9 protein-coding genes and 1 pseudogene are annotated in these 14746 nt (G+C 73.0%); 8 read left to right on the top strand and 2 right to left on the bottom strand.

What is annotated here, in order from left to right; translation table 11 throughout:
- From Manayef4_RS20540 to Manayef4_RS20515, 6 genes are all read left to right on the top strand, one after another.
- Positions 1-2808: KR domain-containing protein (locus Manayef4_RS20540; RefSeq protein WP_175443444.1), on the top strand; the 2808-nt coding region annotated here is incomplete at its 5' end.
- A gap of 55 nt (positions 2809-2863) precedes the next feature.
- On the top strand, positions 2864-5812 hold the full coding sequence (locus tag Manayef4_RS20535) for a beta-hydroxydecanoyl-ACP dehydratase (RefSeq protein ID WP_139140166.1): 2949 nt from the start codon (positions 2864-2866) through the stop codon (positions 5810-5812).
- Complete coding sequence (locus Manayef4_RS20530) at positions 5806-7467, top strand: PfaD family polyunsaturated fatty acid/polyketide biosynthesis protein (RefSeq protein WP_070132950.1); 1662 nt, start codon at positions 5806-5808, stop codon at positions 7465-7467. The genes Manayef4_RS20535 and Manayef4_RS20530 overlap by 7 nt, the downstream gene beginning before the upstream one ends.
- 53 nt (positions 7468-7520) lie before the next feature.
- The gene (accA, locus tag Manayef4_RS20525; protein ID WP_349257460.1) at positions 7521-9335 is read left to right on the top strand and encodes an acetyl-CoA carboxylase carboxyl transferase subunit alpha; all 1815 of its coding nucleotides are present in this window, start codon (positions 7521-7523) and stop codon (positions 9333-9335) included.
- Complete coding sequence (locus tag Manayef4_RS25520; RefSeq protein ID WP_217494148.1) at positions 9332-10081, top strand: acetyl-CoA carboxylase biotin carboxyl carrier protein subunit; 750 nt, start codon at positions 9332-9334, stop codon at positions 10079-10081. The genes accA and Manayef4_RS25520 overlap by 4 nt, the downstream gene beginning before the upstream one ends.
- Positions 10081-11433: an acetyl-CoA carboxylase biotin carboxylase subunit gene (locus Manayef4_RS20515; RefSeq protein WP_070132946.1), complete on the top strand. Its 1353-nt coding sequence runs from the start codon at positions 10081-10083 to the stop codon at positions 11431-11433. The genes Manayef4_RS25520 and Manayef4_RS20515 overlap by 1 nt, the downstream gene beginning before the upstream one ends.
- Positions 11434-11494: 61 nt before the next feature.
- On the opposite strand, the gene Manayef4_RS20510 is transcribed toward Manayef4_RS20515, so the two are convergent.
- A complete protein-coding gene (locus Manayef4_RS20510) occupies positions 11495-12427 on the bottom strand; it encodes a CoA ester lyase (RefSeq protein ID WP_070132944.1) in 933 nt (310 codons plus the stop codon).
- Complete coding sequence (locus tag Manayef4_RS20505; protein WP_217494147.1) at positions 12424-12957, bottom strand: MaoC family dehydratase; 534 nt, start codon at positions 12955-12957, stop codon at positions 12424-12426. The genes Manayef4_RS20510 and Manayef4_RS20505 overlap by 4 nt, the downstream gene beginning before the upstream one ends.
- Positions 12958-13195: 238 nt before the next feature.
- Here Manayef4_RS20505 and Manayef4_RS20500 point away from each other — a divergent pair, with 238 nt between their 5' ends.
- Positions 13196-14242, top strand: coding sequence for a metallophosphoesterase (locus Manayef4_RS20500; protein WP_011437310.1), 1047 nt, complete (start codon positions 13196-13198; stop codon positions 14240-14242).
- Between the two features lie 104 nt (positions 14243-14346).
- Positions 14347-14508 (top strand): annotated as a pseudogene (locus Manayef4_RS20495) (formate dehydrogenase accessory sulfurtransferase FdhD); the annotation flags it as partial.
- Between the last annotated feature and the right edge of the window lie 238 nt (positions 14509-14746).

The following is a 14746-nucleotide window of genomic DNA, read 5'->3' as shown; positions in this document are numbered from 1 at the left end:
GCGGAGATGCGGACGCTGGCGGATGTGGCCTCGTTCCTGCGTGATGGCCTGGGCCTGACCGCGCCGGCCAGCGCCGCACCCGAGTCGACCCCGCCCACCGCTACTGAGACGGCGGCGTCGATGCCCACGGCGACTGCATCGGCGCCGCACCCCGTTCCGACCGAGGCGCCCATCGAGCGGCTGCGCGCGGTGYCGCGCCTTCTGCCGGCCGTAGACCCGCTCGACGATCCTTTCGGCGTCCAGCCCAGCGCGCTCGTGATCGAGGTCGGTGACGCCGGTGGTGTGGCGCTGGTCCGCCACCTCAGGGAGCGCGGCATCTCGGTCGAGCGGATCGCGATCGGGTCCCTTGCGGGTTCCGACACCGCCGGCCTCCTCGGCTGGGATGGCGCCGCGGTCGAGGCGGCGCTCGCGGCTGTCGCCGGATCGGTCCGCCTGGACCTCTGCCTGCTCGCCCTCGGCGCTCCGGCATCACCGGGCGCCGGATCCGGGGCTGAGCCGGACCGCGCCGGGGAGGACGATCGAGCCGGGATCGGCGCCACCGGGCTGGCCGACTTCGACGTCGCCGCGCGTGGGCTCGCCGACGCCATCCTGGCCACGAAGGGGCTCGTCGTACCACTGCGGGCGGCGGCCTCGGCGGGCCGGCGCGCGGCCTTCCTAACGGTGACGCGGGTCGACGGGCTGCTCGGCCATCGGGGCGGGTCCTCGATAGCCGGGGCGGTCACCGCGGGGATCACCGGGCTGGTGAAGACCGTCGCGCTCGAGGCACCTGAGCTGGTCTGCCGGTCGGTCGACGTCCATCCGGCGCTCGACGACGACACCTTCGCGGCGGCCGTCCTGGCGGAGGCCGTCGATTCCGCCCGGGACGTCGTCGAGGTCGGTCTGGATCCCGAGGGACGCCGCTGGTCCGTCGAGTATGTCCAGGGCGGGGTGACCGGGGTGACCGGGGTGACCGGGGTGGCTGAGGCGGCCGGGGTGGCTGAGGCGGCCGGGGTGACCGGGACGACCTCCCCGGCGACGCTCCGGCCCCCGGTGGGCCCGGATGACGTCCTGGTGGTGACCGGCGGAGCCCGCGGAGTGACCGCGCGCTGCGTCGAGGAGCTGGCGCGCCGCGCCTCCTGCGAGTTCGTCCTGCTCGGACGCACGAATCTGGTTGAGGAGCCGGGCTGGGCGGCCGGAGTCGAGGATGACGGCCTCAAGGCGGCGTATCTCGCCGGGGCCCGTGCCGAGGGACGCAAGGTGCGGCTGCCCGACGTCGATGCCGCGGCTGCCGCCGTGATCGCCGTCCGGCAGGTGCGGGCCACCCTCGGTGACCTTGCCGCGACCGGCGCGCGGATCCACTACCAGGCCGTGGACGCCTCGGATCCGGTGGCGACGGCCGCGGCGCTCGCGCCCTGGCGTGACCGGGTCACCGGCGTCGTGCACGGCGCCGGCGCTCTCGCCGACGCGATGCTCACGGACAAGACCGTCCCGGCCATCCGGTCGGTGCTCACCCCGAAGCTCGCCGGCCTGCGCTCCGTGCTCACGGCGCTGGAGGGGGCACCGCTGCGTCATCTCGTGCTGTTCGGTTCGGTCGCCGGTGTCTTCGGTAACCCGGGGCAGGCCGACTACGCCACGGCCAACGAGGCGCTGACCAGGGTCGCGGCCTGGGCCCGGACCGGGCTCACCGGCCGGGTGGTCGCCCTGAACTGGGGCGCCTGGGACGGCGGGATGGTCACGGCCGACCTGCGGGAGCTCTTCCGCTCCCGGGGCGTGACGCTGCTGCCGCCGGACGAGGGCGCGCGCCGCTTCGTCGCGGAACTCGTCGACGGCCACGGCGCGGATGGCGCGGTCCTCATCGGTGGATCCGCTCCGCTCGCGCGGGCCGCGGGTGGCACGGCGCCCGCCGCGTTCGTGGCGCACCGTTCGATAGCGGCTATGGACACCGAGACGGTCATCGACCAGCACCAGATCGGGCCGGCCCCGGTGCTGCCCGCCACCGCCGGTCTCGGCTGGTTGGTCAACGGGGTCGAACGAGCCTTGCCCGGGCGTCAGGTCGTCGAGGTCCGGAACTTCATCGTGCACAAGGGGATCGTGTTCGACGGGGCGCACCTGCGGGACTACTGGCTCGACGCGCGGCCCGTCGACGGGACCGGCGGTGGGCCCGGTGACGGGCGTGACGGCGGGCCGGTGACGGTGTCCGCGACCGTTCGCGGGGACAGCGGCGGCGCGTTGCCGACCTCGCACTACGCGGRCACCCTCGTGCTCGCCGAGGTCACCGAGGTCGGCAAGGCCGCCGGGGCCGCCCCGACCGCCCCGGGYTGGCCCGCCGATGGTTACCGGCTCGGCGAGCAGGGCGAGGACGCGGCCTGGGTCTACACCGACGGGCTGCTCATCCACGGGCCGTTGATGCGGGGCATCCGGCGCCTGCTCGTGCGGGAGCCGGGCCGTCTGGTGGCTGAGTGCCGCCTGCCGGAACTGCCCTTCGCCGGCGGCGCGTTCGCGGGCGCGCTGCACCGCCCGGTCCTGTGCGACATCCTCGCCGCGGCCGGGAGCGTGCTCGCCCGGTGGACCCTGAACGAGGTGGGCGCCCTGCCGATCGAGATCGGGCACGCGGAGTTCTTCGCTCCGCTGCCGGCCAACGAGACGTTCATCGTGGTCGTCGACGACGTCCGACCCGGCCCGATGACGGTCACGGTGACCGTGACCGCCCACACCCCGGATGGACGGGTGCTGCAGCGCCTGTCCGACTTCACCTTCGTCGGCACCCCGGACATGGCGGATCTGATCCGTCAGGGGGCGCAGCGGTGGCAGTCGGGTGACCGGGCATGAGGTCCGGTCGGTGGCCGAAAGACCAGGCACTGCACGGGCGATGGGAGGGATCACGATGACCATCACGGTCGAGGCGACGCAGGACGGGCTGGGTTTCGACGGCGAGCCCACCGACGCCGCCGTCTGGGCGGCGATGCAGGCCGGCCCGGAGTTCGAGGCGCGGCCCGGCGGCACCCACCGCCCTGACGACGTCGAGGGGGGCGATGTCGAGGGGGGCGATGTCGAGGGGGGCGAGGAGGACAACGCCGACGGGGGCAGGGAGATCACGGCAGCCACCCGCGGCGCGGACGTCCTGAGCGGCGTGGGCCACACGGCTGCTGTGGGTACGGCAGCCGCCCCGGCTGTCGACGACGCCACGGCCACCCTGCGTCGGCTGCGGGCCTCGGTGGTCGCGGCCCACGCCTCGGCGATGCGCACGCAGGCCGCCCTGGCCGACCGGGCGCTGGCCGCGATGGCCGCCATCGCACCGCCCGGCGGCCGGATTCCGGCCGCCGTGGGTGATCGTGGTCGGGGTGGGCCGGGATGGGGCACCCCGGCGGTGGACCGGCCGGCCTGCCACGATACGGGGCTCCCCGGGCACGCGGGTGCCTCGGCGCCCGGCACTCCGCCGCGGCCCGCTCCCGCGATCGCCCCCGTCGAGATCACGGCGCCTGCCGAGCTGACGGTGGATGTCACCGTCGTGGCCCGGGACGCCGCGGCGATCGACGGTTGGGTGTCGCTGCCCGCCGTGGTCCGCCAGGCCCTGGACGAGGTGTTGCGCGGGTCGGCGCACCTGGCACCCCGGGGAGGGGGGCACTGGGTGCTGACCCGGGCGGCTCTGGTGACCAGCGGACCGCTGCCCCGGGTCGGGGACGAGCTGCGTGTTCAGGCCACCACCCGCATCGGGGCCCCCGGCGGGTTCGACCCGGCCACGGCGGAGGTCACACTTGCGCTGCGGGTCACCCGCGGCCCCGACGTGCTCCTGGAGGTCCTCGGCGGGGTGTTCCGGTGGCTCGCGCGGGACGGCGCGAGCCATGGCGGTCTCGCCGGGGCTGCCGGGTTCGCCGGCATCGAAGCGCCGGGGAACCCGCCCGGTTTCGCCGCCCTGGAGCCGGTGGGTGCTGCCTCCGGCTCCCGGGGCGCGCGCGGCTGGACGGAGGACGCGTTCAAACTGCCCGGCCGTACCACCCGCACCACCCTCGACGCCGGTGACCTGGACCGGCTGACGCGCGGTGACGTTGCCGGCGTCTTCGGCGCCCGCTACGACCAGCGGGGGGTGAACCCGTCGGTGCGGCTCGCCCCCGGCGGTCCGCTGGCCGCCGTGCCGGAGCTCGCGCCGCGGGGCGGCGCGGCCGGCCGGGGCCAGTTGCGGGCCTCGGTGAGCCGGCTGACCGGCCGCGTGGAGCACGACGGGCAGCCCGATCCGACCCACCTGGCCATCGCGGCGCTCACCGCCTCCTGGCAGGCGGTGAGTGTGTTCGCGATGGCCGCCGGTCTGCACCTGGTGATCGCGGATGCGCACCTCGACGTCGCGCTGCCCGACGAGCGGCTGGAACTCCCCGACGGGCTCGGCCGGCTGTCGATCGAGATCCACGCGCCCGGCCACGGTGCCGGGCCGGCCGTCGAGGCCGGTCTGGAGCTCGTGCTGACCGTCACCGACATCGACCTGGTGCCGCGGCCCTGGCTGCGCGGTGACATTGAGCTGCGGGACGCCCACGGGCCGGTCGCCACGATCCGCGGGATCGCCCTGGCCGTGCGGGAACGTCCGGGCACCCCCGTGGGTCCGGCGCACGGCGGCGTCCTGCCGGCCTTCCTCGGCCGCGTGGGCGCGACCGGAGAGTCGGCGCTGCTCGGTGAGCTGCAGATGTTCCACGCGGCGCGCGGCGACCTCGCCATCGCGCTCGGTCCCGAGTTCGCCTCCGCCGCGGGCCGGACGGTCTGCCGGCTGCCCGGCGGCGGCCTGCGGCTGGTGGACCGGGTCATGCGGGTGGACGGCGCGCGCGGTCAGCTCAGCGGCGGCGCGTCGATGATCACCGAGTACGACTCGCCGGCGGACTCCTGGTACTACACCGACAGCCCCAGCCCGACGATGCCGAACATCGTGCACATGGAGACATCGCTACAGTCGGCGCTCCTGCTGGGCTACTACCTGGGTGCGACCCTGACCGACCCGGCCAACGACTACGTCCTGCGCAACCTCGACGGCACGGCGACCGTCCGGCGCGAGGTGGACCTGGCGGGACGCACCATCCGGCAGCGTTCGACCCTGCTGTCCACGACCGTGCTCAGCGGCGCGATCCTGCAGAACTTCCAGTACGAGCTGTTCCTCGTGCCGGTCGACGGATCCGGATCGCACGGGTCCGGCCGTGACGGCGATGACCGTGACGGCGAGCCGTTCTACGTCGGTGAGTCGTTGTTCGGCTTCTTTACCCAGCGGACGCTGGCGAACCAGAACGGTCTCGATCAGGGCGCGTTCGTGCCGACCTGGCTGGAACGCACCAACCCGGCGCAGGCGGACCGGCGGACCATCGACGTGGCCGCCCGGCGGGCCGCGAACGCGCCGCTGTGCGCCCAGGGCGCCATGGCCCTGCTCGACCAGATCACGGTGGTGGACGGCGGCGGCGACTTCGGCCGCGGTTACCTGCACGCCGTCCGCCCCACGAGCCCGGACGACTGGTTCTTCGCGCGGCACTTCTGGCTCGACCCGGTGATGCCCGGCTCGCTGGGTGTCGAGGCCGTCATCCAGGCGCTGCAGGAGTGGATGGTCCAGGAGGGCCTGACCGACGACCTCGTCGAGCCGGTCTTCGTCGTGCCGGCCGGGCTGCCGATGAGCTGGCGCTACCGCGGCCAGATCCGCCCGGATGACGGGGAGATGACGCTGGAGATCCACATCAAGGACGTCCGCCGCGACGGTGCCCGGGCACGGGTCGTCGCGGACGCCAGCGTCTGGAAACCCGGTATGCGTATCTACGGACTGACCGACATCGCCGCCGAAGCGCGCGGTAGAGGAGCGCAATCATGGTGACGACGACAACGACGGTCCGTGGCGCGCCGGCGACGCCGCGCCCTGGATCGGGCGGGCCGCGGCTCGCGCGATCCGCCCAGGAGATCCACGACCTGCTCGCCCGGCTGGACGCGCCCTGCGTCGTGGTGAGCGAACAGGGCGGCGCGATCGCGGCCACCGACGACCCGGCGAGCCTGCGCGCGGCGGGGGCGACGGTGCTGGCTGTGGCGCCGCCGGCCCGCCCCGAGCGGCTGGGAGCCGCGTCCTTCCTGACCGACTACGGGGTGCGTCAGCCCTACATGACCGGCGCGATGGCGAACGGCATCGCTTCGCCGGAGCTGGTCGTGGCGATGGCACGGGCGGGCTTCCTCGCCACGTACGGGGCGGCCGGCGTGCTGCCCGACCGGATCGACGACGCGCTTGGGCGGATCCGCCGTGAGCTCGGCCCGGCGCCCTTCGCCTGCAATCTGATCCACAGCCCGAACGAGCTGGAGCTGGAACGGGCCATCCTGGCCGCCTGCCTGCGCCACGGGGTGACCTGCGTGGAGGCGTCCGCGTTCCTGGAGCTGACCCCGCAGATCGTCGCCTACCGGGCCKCGGGGCTGCGGCCGGGCGGCGCTGGCGGCGTACACGTCGGGCACCGGGTGGTGGCCAAGGTCTCCCGCGGGGAGGTGGCCGAGCTCTTCCTGCGCCCCGCCCCGGACGCGCTGCTGCGCCCGCTGGTGGCGGATGGCACCCTGACCGCCGAGCAGGCCGCGCTCGCCCGCACGGTGCCGATGGCCGACGACATCACCGTCGAGGCGGACTCCGGCGGCCACACCGACCGCCGGCCGCTCCCGGTCCTGCTCCCCGAGATCATCGCGGTGCGCGACCGGATCGCCGCCGAGCTCGGCTACCGCCGCCCGCCGAGAGTGGGGGCCGCGGGTGGCATCGGTACGCCATCGGCGGTGTTCGCCGCGTTCGCGCTCGGCGCAGCCTACGTCGTCACCGGTTCGGTGAACCAGGCGTGCGTCGAGTCCGGTCAGTCGGYGGCGGCGCGGGCGCTGCTGGCGAAGGCGGGCCCGAACGACATCGACATGGCGCCGGCCTCCGACATGTTCGAGATCGGCGCCGAGGTGCAGGTCCTGCGCCGCGGCACGATGTTCGCCGGGCGGGGCCGCCGGCTGTACGACCTCTACCGCGCCCACGACTCCCTCGACGACCTTTCGGCGGAGGATCGGAACTGGCTGGAGCGTTCGGTCCTGCGCCGGTCCGTGGACGAGGTATGGGCCGACACCGTCGACTACTTCAGCCGACGCGACCCGGAGCAGATCGAACGCGCGCAGGCCAACCCGAAGAGACGGATGGCGCTGGTGTTCCGCTGGTATCTCGGGCTGTCCTCGGGCTGGGCGATCTCCGCCGCGCCCGACCGGATCACCGACTACCAGATCTGGTGCGGCCCGTCCCTGGGCGCCTTCAACACCTGGGCGGCCGGCAGCTACCTGGCGGACGTCGACCGGCGCAGCGCGGTGGACGTCGCGGGTGAGCTGATGCTCGGCGCCGCCTACACCGGGCGGGCCGCGGCGCTGCGGTTCGCCGGGGTGCGGCTGCCGGCGCGGGCGGCCGCCTACCGACCGCCGGCCACGCGCGAGAGCTCGCCGGCGCACCGGTACGTCCTGACGGCGGGTGCCCGGTGACCGCGCCCACGACCGGAGCCACCGCGGGCACGACCGCGCCGGCGCCCGTGCCCGTGCCAGCCGTCGAGGCGGAGTCGACCGCGGACCGCCTCGCCTGGCATCTGTGCGGGGGATGCCGGACCCTTCTCTATGGCAAGCGGTTCCTCGCAGCCAACCGGGTCTGCCCGGAGTGCGGCTGGCACGCGCCGCTGACGGCCCCGAGTCGGCTCGCCCAGCTGCTGGACCCGGGATGGTCCGAGCTGGCGACGCCCGTGCCCGCGGATCCCGATCCGCTGCGCTTCACCGATTCGGCCCCCTATCCGGACCGGGTGCGCCAGGCCCGCGAGCGGACCGGACTGGCCGAGGCGGTCGTCTGCGCGCGGGGACGCATCGACGGCGCCGAGGTGATCGTCGCGGCGATGGACTTCCGTTTCCTGGGCGGCAGCCTGGGATCGGCCGTCGGCGAGGCCATCACCCGGGCGGGCGAGTTGGCGTTGGCCGAGCGCACACCGCTGGTGATTGTGACCGCCTCCGGCGGTGCCCGCATGCAGGAAGGCCTGCTGTCGCTGATGCAGATGGCCAAGACGAGCCAGATGCTCGGCCGGCTCGACGAGGCGGGCGTGCTCACCGTGGCACTGATCAGCGACCCGACGTTCGGGGGAGTGGCAGCCTCCTTCGCCACTCTTTGTGATGTTATCGTCGCCGAGCCRGGTGCCCGCCTCGGGTTCGCCGGTCCCCGGGTGATCGAGCRGACGATCCGCCAGAAGCTGCCGCCCGGCTTCCAGACGGCGGAGTTCCTGCTGAACCACGGAATCGTGGACATGATCGTTCCCCGTGGCGACCTGCGGGCCGCGCTGTCCCGGCTCCTGCGCGTCGCCACCGGCGTTCATGAGGTGGCCGAGGGCGCCACGGCCGAGGGCGCCACGGCCGAGGGCGCCACAGCCGGGGGCGGCCTGTCCGACGGGCATGACGGAGCCGAGCGGGTGATCACCGAGGTGCTCCACCTGCCCGTCCGTCATCCCTGGGACGCCGTGCGGCAGGCCAGGGCGCTCGGGCGCCCGACCACTCTCGACCTGATCTCGCTTCTGCTGGACGACTTCAACGAGCTGCACGGCGACCGGGCCTCCGCCGACTGCCCGGCGATGGTCGCCGGTCTCGGCCGGTTGGGCGGAGTCGGGCTGGCCGTGATCGGTACCCAGAAGGGGCACACGGTCGCGGAGCTCAGCGAGCGGAACTTCGGCATGCCCAGTCCCGCCGGGTACCGCAAGGCGGCGCGGGTCATGCGGCTGGCGGCCAAGCTCGGCCTGCCGGTGGTCACCTTCATCGACACCGCCGGCGCCCATCCCGGCGTCGAGGCGGAGGAACGGGGACAGTCGGTCGCGATTGCCGAGAACCTGCGCCTGATGGGGGCGCTGCCCGTTCCGGTTGTCGCCGTCGTCACCGGCGAGGGCGGCAGCGGCGGGGCGCTGGCGCTCGCGGTCGCCGACCGGGTGCTGATGTGCGCGAACGCGGTGTACTCGGTGATCAGCCCGGAGGGATGCGCGTCGATCCTCTGGAAGGACGCGACCGCCGCGCCGAAGGCTGCCGAGGCGCTGCGCGTGGACGCGCGTCAGCTGCTGGAGCTCGGGATTGTCGACGGGGTCGTACCCGAGCCTGACGGCGGTGCCGCGGCCGATCCCGTCCACGCCGCGGCGCTCGTCGGTGCCGCACTGCGCGCGACGCTGGCGACGCTGGGACTGGCCGGCCCGGAGGAGCTCGTGTACCGGCGGTGGCTGCGCTTCCGTCGCTTCGGCGCGGTGGCGGGTGAGCCGGCCGGCGCGTCACCCCCGGGACGCCCGGGCAACTCCGAACACCCGGGACACTCCGAACACAGGGAGCAGAGTTCATGAGCACGACTGTGGCAGCGCGCCGCTCCGGCGCCGTCTCCTCCAACGGAAACCGGGCGGTCGACGATCCGGGCACGGCGCCGGGATGGTCGACCGCCGCGTCCGGCCCGCTGTCCGCCATCGACGCGGCGGACGTCGACACCGTCCTGGCCGCGGTGCAGCACCATGCCCTTGCCCTGTACGCGAACGCGGTGCGGCCGCCGTCGCACCTGCGGGTGACCGCCGGCGACATCGTCGTGGAGCTGGCCTGGACCGACCTGGCCGAGCTCGGTGACGACCGGCGCGAGCCCGTCCAGGCGACGGCGCCGCCGCGTCGTCATCCGGTTCCCGCGCCTCGCTCCGTTSCTGGTGGCGCTGTTTCCGGTGGCGCTGTTTCCGGTGGCGCTGTTTCCGGTGGCGCTGTTTCCGGTGGTGCCGTTTCCGGTGGTGCCGTTCCCGGCGAGGCCGCGCCGGTCGAGGAGCGGCCGGCGGACTCGTCGACCGCCGGTGGTGACGCTGGCCTGAGCTACGTCACCGCGCCGAGCGTCGGGGTCTTCTACTACGCTCCCGAACCCGGTGCGCGGCCGTTCGTCCGGGTCGGGGACACCGTGAAGGCCGGGCAGCAGGTCGCGATCCTCGAGGTGATGAAGCTGATGATCCCCATCGAGGCGGACACAGCCGGCCGGATCGTCGAGGTGTGYCAGCCCGACGCGACATCGGTCGAGTACGGCGAACGGCTGATCGCCATTGATCCGGACGCCCGCGGCTGATGGTCACCACCGTCCTGATCGCCAACCGGGGCGAGATCGCTCTGCGGGTCCTGCGCACCTGCCGGGAGCTCGGCCTGCGCACCGTCGCCGTCTACTCGGCCGACGACCGCGGCAGCATGGTGACCCGGCTCGCCGACCGGGCCGTCCAGATCGGTCCGGGCCCCGCCGGCCGCAGCTACCTCAACATCCCGACGATCATCGAGGCCGCCCGGCTCGCCGGCGCGGACGCCATCCATCCCGGATACGGATTCCTTTCCGAGAACGCGGACTTCGCGGAGGTCTGCGAGTCCGAGGGCATCACCTTCGTCGGACCGCCCGCCTCGGTCATGGAGAAGCTCGGGGACAAGGCCGTCGCCCGCTCGCTGATGGTTGCCGCGGGYCTTCCGCTGCTGCCCGGAAGCCACACCGCGATCGACCACGCGGACGAGGCAGAGGTGTTCGCCGACAGGATCGGCTATCCCGTGATCATCAAGGCCGCCGCCGGCGGCGGCGGTCGGGGGATGCGCATCGTCGAGCAGCCCGAGGAGTTCCTGCGCGCCTACACCGAGACCCGGGCTGGCGCGCAGGCCGTCTTCGGCGACGGGCGGGTGTACGTCGAGCGGTACCTGCCCTCGGCCCGGCACGTGGAGATCCAGGTGCTCTGCGACCAGTACGGCAACGGCGTGTACCTGGGGGCCCGGGACTGCTCGGTGCAGCGGCGCCACCAGAAGCTCATCGAAGAGACGCCGGCGCCCTGCCTGCCCGCGGACCTCATCGAGGAGATGGGGCGGGCCGCGCTGCGCGGGGTCGCCACGGCGGGCTACGTCGGCGCGGGCACCGTCGAGTTCCTGGTCGACCCGGCCGGTGCGTACTACTTCATGGAGGTCAACTGCCGGCTGCAGGTGGAGCATCCGGTGAYGGAGATGGTGACCGGCATCGACCTCGTCGCCGAGCAGTTCCGGATCGCCGCGGGGGAGAAACTCGACCTCACCCAGGACGCGGTCGTCCCGCGCGGCGTCGCGATCGAGTGCCGCGTCAACGCCGAGGACCCGGTCCGGGGATTCGCCCCCGCGCCCGGAACGCTCACGGAGTGCCATTTCCCCGGCGGGCCCTTCGTCCGGGTGGACAGCCACGCGCACCCCGGCTACCGGATACCGACCCGGTACGACTCCCTGCTGGCGAAGGTGGTCGCCTGGGCGCCGGATCGCGACGGCGCGGTCCGGCGGATGCGCTCGGCCCTGTCAGAGCTGCGCATCGAGGGACCGGGCGTGGCCACGACCGTGCCCTTCCTCCTGCGGGTGCTCGACGATTCCCGGTTCCGGACCGCGACTCACGACACCTCTCTCGTCGCCGCGCTCACCTCGACCGGCTGACCAGAGTTCTCTACGCAGAGTTGTGGAGGGTTGAGTACGGTCTGACGCCGCCAGACCGTACTCAACCCTCCATGTTTCCCCGGCCAGGCCGGGGTGGGCCATGCCGGGCCGGGTTATCCACAGATCGTGGTAGGTCCTGGCGCCGCCGCTGATCGGCGGGTGAGTCTGTGACGGCGACAGCAGGATCATGCTCGGTGGCGGCAAGGGTGCGTTCGGCGTGGCGCAGGACGGGCGCGTCGACCATCCGTCCCTCGAAGGAGAACACGCCGGCGGAGTGCGTCGCCGCGTCGAGTACCCGCCGCGCCCACGCCACCTCGTCGGYGGACGGCGCGAACGCCTGCCGCACGGCCGCGACCTGCCTCGGGTGGATACACGCCTTCGCCGCGAAGCCGCTCGCGACGGCGTCACGAGCCTCGGCCGCGAGGCCGTCGACATCGGCGATGTCCAGGTACACGGAGTCGACGGCGACCCGCCCGTGCGCTCCGGCCGCCAGCAGGACGCTCGCCCGGGCATGCAGGGCGACGCCCCGGTAGCGGCCGGCCTCGTCCCGGCTCGACCGGCCACCCAGCGCGGCGACGAGATCCTCCGCGCCCCACATGACGCCGATGGTGGTGGGAACGGCCGCAATCTCGGCCGCGGCGAGCACGCCGCGCGGTGTCTCGCACAGGGCGACGACCCGGCGCGGCCCGACGGCGGCGACCTGCTCGGCGGACTCCGTCTTGGCCAGCATGACGACGGGATAGGGCGTGTCGGCGAGGGCGCGCAGGTCCTCGTCGTAGTCGGCGGTCCCGGCGGGGTTGATCCGGATGATCGTCCGCAGTGGGTCGAGGATGCTCTCCCGCAACGCGCGCCGTGCCCGCGGCCGGTCCGCCGCCGCCACGCCGTCCTCCAGATCGAGGATGACCCCATCGGCCGCGGCGGCCGCCTTGGCGAATCGGTCGGGCCGGTCCGCGGGGCAGAACAGCAACGCCGGGCCGGGCAGCTGCCCGATCACCGGTCCGCCGCCCGGCGCAGCATCAGCGCGGACCGTACCGCCACGGCTACCACGTCACCGTGCTGGTTGCGCGCGGTGTGCTCGAAGGTGACCACCCCCTGCCCGGGTCGGCTGCGGGAGAGYCGCTTGTCGCGTACCACGGTCTCGGCGTAGAGCGTGTCGCCGGGGAACACCGGTGCGGGGAAGCGGATCTCGGTGAATCSGAGGTTGGCCACGGTCGTTCCCTGGGTCAGCCGGCTCACCGACAGGCCGACCAGCGTCGCGAGGGTGAACATGCTGTTGACCAGCCGAGTGCCGAAGGTCTGGGTCGTRCTCCATGCCTCGTCGAGGTGCAGCGCCTGGGTGTTCATCGTCAGCGTGCTGAACAGGGTGTTGTCGGCTTCGCTCACGGTCCGCCCGGGCCGGTGGACGTAGACGACGTCGGTCTCCAGCTCGTCGAACCACAGCCCCCGTTCCTCGACGCGCCGACATTCTCGCTCGGTCCRCTCGGTCCGCTCGGTCCGCGGGGGAGGGGATGCCCCTGCCTCCATCGGTGCCTCCCTCGATCGACTYCCGTCGCCGGCCGCCGGTGTTCAGCGGCCGAGATGGCAGGGGTAGGGTAACCCGTGTTGTGCTGGCCGTGGGTGAAGGTTCATCACCCCTTCCGGGGGCGTTCCGGTCGACCCGATAGCTTCCGGACGTCCGGAGTGCGGGTGGCGGGCCGTCGGCCCGATGAATCGCCGTCCCCGGAAAAGAACCGTGCGGTCCTCGTGGTGAAGGAGCCCGGCAATGCGGCACCGCAGGCTTTTGTTGGCACTGGCCGTGGGTACGCTGACCGCGTCCGTGTCGATCCCGATCTCGGCGAACGCGGCCACCCCGCTCGGCGCCGGGACCGGGACCGCTCCGTCTACGATCGCCGTGATCGGCGACATCCCCTACGGCGCCGCCAAGATCGCCGAGTTTCCCACCGACATCGGCAAGATCAACGCCGATCCCGACGTTTCGCTGGTCGCGCATCTCGGCGATATCAAGAACGGCAGCAGCGTCTGCTCGGACTCGTACTTCGCCACCATCAAGTCGGATTTCGACCAGTTCCAGGATCCTTTTGTCTACACCCCCGGCGACAACGAGTGGACCGACTGCCACCGCGCGAACAACGGTGGTTACAATCCTCTCGAACGTCTCGGAAAACTGCGTCAGGTGTTCTTCCCTGTCCCAGGCCGGACCCTCGGCGTGAACGCCCGGCAGGTCACCAGCGAATCCGCGGACCCGGCCTACGCGCCCTTCGTGGAGAACACCATGTGGACCCAGTCCGGTGTGGTTTTCTCGACACTTAACGTGCAGGGCAGCAACAACGACCTCGTCCCGTGGTTCGGGGTGACGCCGCTGTCCGCGGAGCAGCGGAAAGAGTATTCTACCAGGCTTGACGCGGACCTTGAGTGGATCAACGAGGCGTTCAACGTCGCACGCCGGACCGGGGCGCCGGGGGTCGCGCTGCTCATGCAGGCCGATATGTGGGACACCAGCGCGCTGGCCGCCGGTGGAGACGGGCTGAGTGGCTTCGATCCCATCGTCAAGCGGATCGGGACCCTCGCCGAGCATTTCGGTAAGCCGGTGCTCATCCTGCAGGGTGACTCGCACAACTTCCGGGTCGACCACCCGTTCACGAGCACGGACCCGCTCTACGGCATCCACCCGCTGGCCCCGAAGACCCTGCAGGCTCCCAACGTGACCCGCGTCGTCGTCGATGGCAGCGCTCAGGCGAACGACTACCTGAAGCTCACGATCAACCCGGCTGCCCCGGGCGTCTTCAGCTGGACTCGCGTCAACTACTGAGGGAACGAATCCTCCCACCGGCCGGGGCCGTTTCGCGGTCCCGGCCGGCCCCGGAGCCGATGAGACCGACCCGTCGGGGTGCGGTGGCTGTCGTCGGTTCCGGGCAGAAGGCGCTGATGGCCGGGGTGCCGGCGCTCGCGGCGGTCTCCGCGCTCTCGACGCTCGCGGTGGACCTCGCCGAGGAGGCGGGGATGACGCTCGCTGGGTTCGTGCGCGGTACGTCGATGAACCTCTACACCGGCGCGCACCGGGTGGTACTGGGCTGACCCCGGCTCAGTACCACCCGGCTCAGCCGCCCCGGTCGGACCGGGTGCGCCGTTCTGGACGAGCGGAGGGGAGGCGGTTACCGGCACAGAGGCCGGTACGCGAGATCGGGGGCGTATCTTTGCCACTGATCCATCGGTGATGGTGGTCGTGACGGAGCCGCACAGCGCGTGGGCGATCTCGTCCCGTTGCATCGTGATGATCGATAGCGCTCATCACCTATGCCGCCTCGCCTCTCGG

Origin of the sequence: Frankia sp. CgMI4 (assembly GCF_001756285.1) — a bacterium.
GTDB classification, from domain to species: Bacteria; Actinomycetota; Actinomycetes; order Frankiales; family Frankiaceae; genus Frankia; species Frankia casuarinae.
This window is presented reverse-complemented; position numbering and strand designations above follow the sequence as displayed.

Coding starts and splice junctions, on each gene's coding strand:
- Manayef4_RS20535 (WP_139140166.1), top strand. CDS start 2,864: ATGACCATCACGGTCGAGGCGACGCAGGACGGGCTGGGTTTCGACGGC.
- Manayef4_RS20500 (WP_011437310.1), top strand. CDS start 13,196: ATGCGGCACCGCAGGCTTTTGTTGGCACTGGCCGTGGGTACGCTGACC.